Source organism: Lactobacillus nasalidis (genome assembly GCF_016587775.1).
GTDB classification, from domain to species: domain Bacteria; phylum Bacillota; class Bacilli; order Lactobacillales; family Lactobacillaceae; genus Lactobacillus; species Lactobacillus nasalidis.
In genome coordinates, this window is the sequence record NZ_BOCG01000503.1 from 1 (window position 1) to 3406 (window position 3406).

At 51.5% G+C, this 3406-nt stretch carries 2 protein-coding genes and 1 pseudogene; 1 reads left to right on the forward strand and 2 read right to left on the reverse strand.

The annotated features are described in order from the left end of the window. The coding region (locus lacNas_RS09725) for a GGDEF domain-containing protein (protein ID WP_244661456.1) at positions 1-1098 on the reverse strand (1098 nt) is incomplete at its 3' end. A gap of 31 nt (positions 1099-1129) precedes the next feature. Beyond that, complete coding sequence (locus lacNas_RS09730) at positions 1130-2818, reverse strand: sensor domain-containing phosphodiesterase (RefSeq protein ID WP_201330154.1); 1689 nt, start codon at positions 2816-2818, stop codon at positions 1130-1132. A gap of 341 nt (positions 2819-3159) precedes the next feature. Here lacNas_RS09730 and lacNas_RS09735 point away from each other — a divergent pair. Next, a pseudogene (locus lacNas_RS09735) lies at positions 3160-3406 on the forward strand (ECF transporter S component); the annotation flags it as partial.

Consider the following 3406-nt stretch of genomic DNA (forward strand, 5'->3'; position numbering starts at 1 on the left):
GTCGGCCTGCGCGATGGCCTGCCGGAGCTGCTCTTCATTGTCGATGCGGCTCGTGCAGTAGCCAATGCTCAAAGTTGCCGGCTCCCGCAGCTGCCGGTTTAGTTTAGCATATTCAGCCTGAAAAATCCGCAATTTTTCGACAAAAGCCCCTTTTTCCAGGCCTGAGGCAATGATGAGCACCTCATCGCCCCCATAGCGGTAGCAGCGCAAATGCGGGTCGGTCCAGTCCTGCTGCAGGTAGTGCCCCAGTTTCTGAAGGACCAAGTCTCCATAGGTATGCCCGTAATTGTCATTGAACTTCTTGAAATTGTCCAGGTCGACCATGGCCACGCCGACCTCCTGCTTGATATAGTTTGGAAAATCTTCCCTTAAAGCCAGCCGGTTGAACAAGCCCGTCAGTTCATCAGTCCGGCTGCTGACAAAGAGGGAGCCGTTGGCCCGGTTTAAAACGTAATTGTACCAAGACGTCTGCTGGAACCAGCGCCGGCGCAAAATAATGCAGGCCTGGCAAACGACAAAGAAAATAAACAGGTCATAAGCATCCTGCCAGGCAATCACGGCCCGATTGACAGAGACTATCGCCAGCGTCGACAGCAGGCTCACCGTCACTAAAGCGGCGCCTCTGCCGACCTTGTAATAAGGCAAAACGCAGATCACCGTCATCATCAGCACCAGTTCAAAAAAGTAGCTGCTGCCTTCCTGGGTGCTGTAAAGCGTCAGCCCCGACAAAAAAGCGTTGACGGCCAGGTTGGCAAAACAGATTCTGATCTCAACGTCCGGCCGCTGGCGGTGGCGCTTGAGCCACAGCAGCAGCAGCAAGTTCGGCAGATTCGTCAAAAGCAGCAGCACGTAGACCCATTCACTGGGCACGACCGAAAAAACCGAAACGTTGGCATAGTATGAATTGAGGCCAAACAAGCTGACCAAGCCGATCACCGTGATCAGGCTGGAAACTGCTACCCCCATGGTGAGATTGTTGCTGGCAACTTCTTCTTTGAAATCGTCTGAAACAAGGTACTTTTCGTAGACTACCTCTTTGTCGTCATTTAAATGCCAGCTGAAGCCGTGAATTTTTCTCCTTTTTCCCTTCTCTTCCATCTTCATCACTTCTAGCAATCATTTTTATGAATCACAAGACAGCCTGCAAATTGTCATCCAGTTCAACCGGCTTGCTGAACAAGAAGCCCTGCAGGTAGTCGCAGCCGGCTCTTTGCAGGAAGTCCCGCTGCTCTGGGGTCTCGACGCCTTCTGCCAGGGTCTTGATTCCCAGGCAGTGCGCCACCTTGACGATTTCCGGAATCAAGATTCGGTTCAGCGGCGACTTGTCATCCAGGTGCCGCACGAACAGCATGTCGATCTTGATCAAGTCAAAGTGGTAGTCATTCAGCGCGTTCAAGCTGGAATAGCCGCTGCCAAAGTCGTCCATCCAAACCTCAAAGCCATATGCCCGCAGCTGGTCGATCTGCTGCTGCAGACGGCCGGTGTTTTTCGACAGGTCGCGTTCAGTAATCTCGATCTTGATCAATGACCGGTCTAGGCCGGCGCCGGCCACCAGATTGTTGATTTTTTCAACCAGGTGCGGCATTTCAAAGTCTTCGTGAGCCAGGTTGACCGAAACCGGCTTCAAGTCCAGCCCCCGTTCCTTCCACGTGCGCAGCTTGGAAATCACTTCCCAGAGCATGTACATGTCAAGGTAATAAGTCAGGTGGTGCTTTTCGATCACTGGAATGAAGCTGGCTGGCGATACCAGGCCGCGGTTCGGGTCCCGCCAGCGGGCCAAGGCCTCGTAAGCGGCCGGCTGCTGTGTCTTAGCCGAGCAGATCGGCTGAAAGTAGGCCGTCAGCCACTTTTCATCCATGGCCCGGCTGAAGTTGTTCAAGAAGTAGCTCTCTTCCAGGTCTTCTTCTTCCACTGCCGGGTCGTACTTCTTCAGGTGCAGCCGCCGGTCGTGGCCAATTTCCTTCATCGCCGAATTGGCCCGGTGAGCAATCGTCATGATATTCTGGTCGTCGTCTTGGATGTCGTAAAGGCCGAACTGCAGGTCAACGGCTTCGTTTTGGGCCAGGTCGCTGAATTCCTGGTGGATGTCGGCAATCTTCTGCTCAACTCCAGCAGCTGCCGTCAAAATCAGGAAGTGGTCGTCCTGGTTGTGGTAGACGTGGCCTTCAGTGATTTCCTTGACCAAAAGCTCGCCCAACCCCTGCAAGAGCCGGTCCCCCTTCTTCAAGCCGTAAAGATTGTTGTAGACGCTCATGCCGGCAATGTTGACCGTGACGCAGACCGGGTGCTGTTTGGCCAGGCGCAGCTTGGACACTTCCTCCATGCCGAAAAACTCCAGGAAACGGCGGTTCGGCAGGTGGGTCAGGCGGTCCTGGTACATCTGGTCATTGGCATACTTTTGATAGTGCGTGTCCAGAATCTGGTTGTTCTTGCCAGATTCCTCGGCATCCGTATAAAAGAAAAAGCCCAGGGTAACGCCGTCAATCACCACATGGTTGGCCACGGAGTGGAAAATGTGGAAGTCGTCCATGTTCGGGGTCTTCCAGCGGTAAAAGACATCGTACTTTTCATCTGAGTGTGCCGCGAACTTCTTGCCAAAATAAGCCATCCGGCCAACGTCGTCCGGGTGGACGAAGCCGAACATGCTCTTGTCCAGATTGGCCACCAGGTCCTCCCGGCTTATTTTCAGCATTTCGCACAATTTGTCGGTAACCAGCAGGGTCTTGATTTTCCCGTCAATAACTTGGTAAATCGCCATTCCTGTCGGCAGCGCCTCATAATCCTTGCGGCGCTGCTCTGAAAATTCTAGTTTTTTCATAGCTTTTTCTCCTAATCTTTTTTAAGACTTGTGCATTTTGCGTGCTCAGTTTCATTATAAAATAAGCATGATCTTTCTTAAAGAGAAAAAAGACATTTCAGCCAATTATCAGCAATTAAACTGGTTACAGAGTTAAAATAATGCAAAAACATAATAACCTTTCAATTATCAAGCCAGCTGGCGCGGCAGGATGCTTTCCGGCCTTTTTTTCAAAAAAAGCATTGCCCTAGGCAAAAAGCAGTGCTAAAATCGCCAATATATAAGTAAAGGTTACTTTTACTTTTATATTTTTACGACGATCGCCTGTTGTTTATCCGCTGCATTTTATCATGAGGTAAAAAATGAATTCCAAAGAAATCAGTTCCAAAAACAAAACCGCCTTTTGGTCCTTCAAGCTTTCAGCCCACGCCGCAACCCTGATTCCCGCTGCCGTCGGGATAAATTATGTTGCCAAGGTTTTTGCCGAAAGCCTAAAGCTGCCAGTCTGGCTGGGGTCTCTGGGAACCTTCCTGGCCAGCATGCTGGCCGGCCCGGTTGCCGGTGCTCTCAGCGGCTTCATCAACAATGTTGTCTACGGCCTGACCCTGT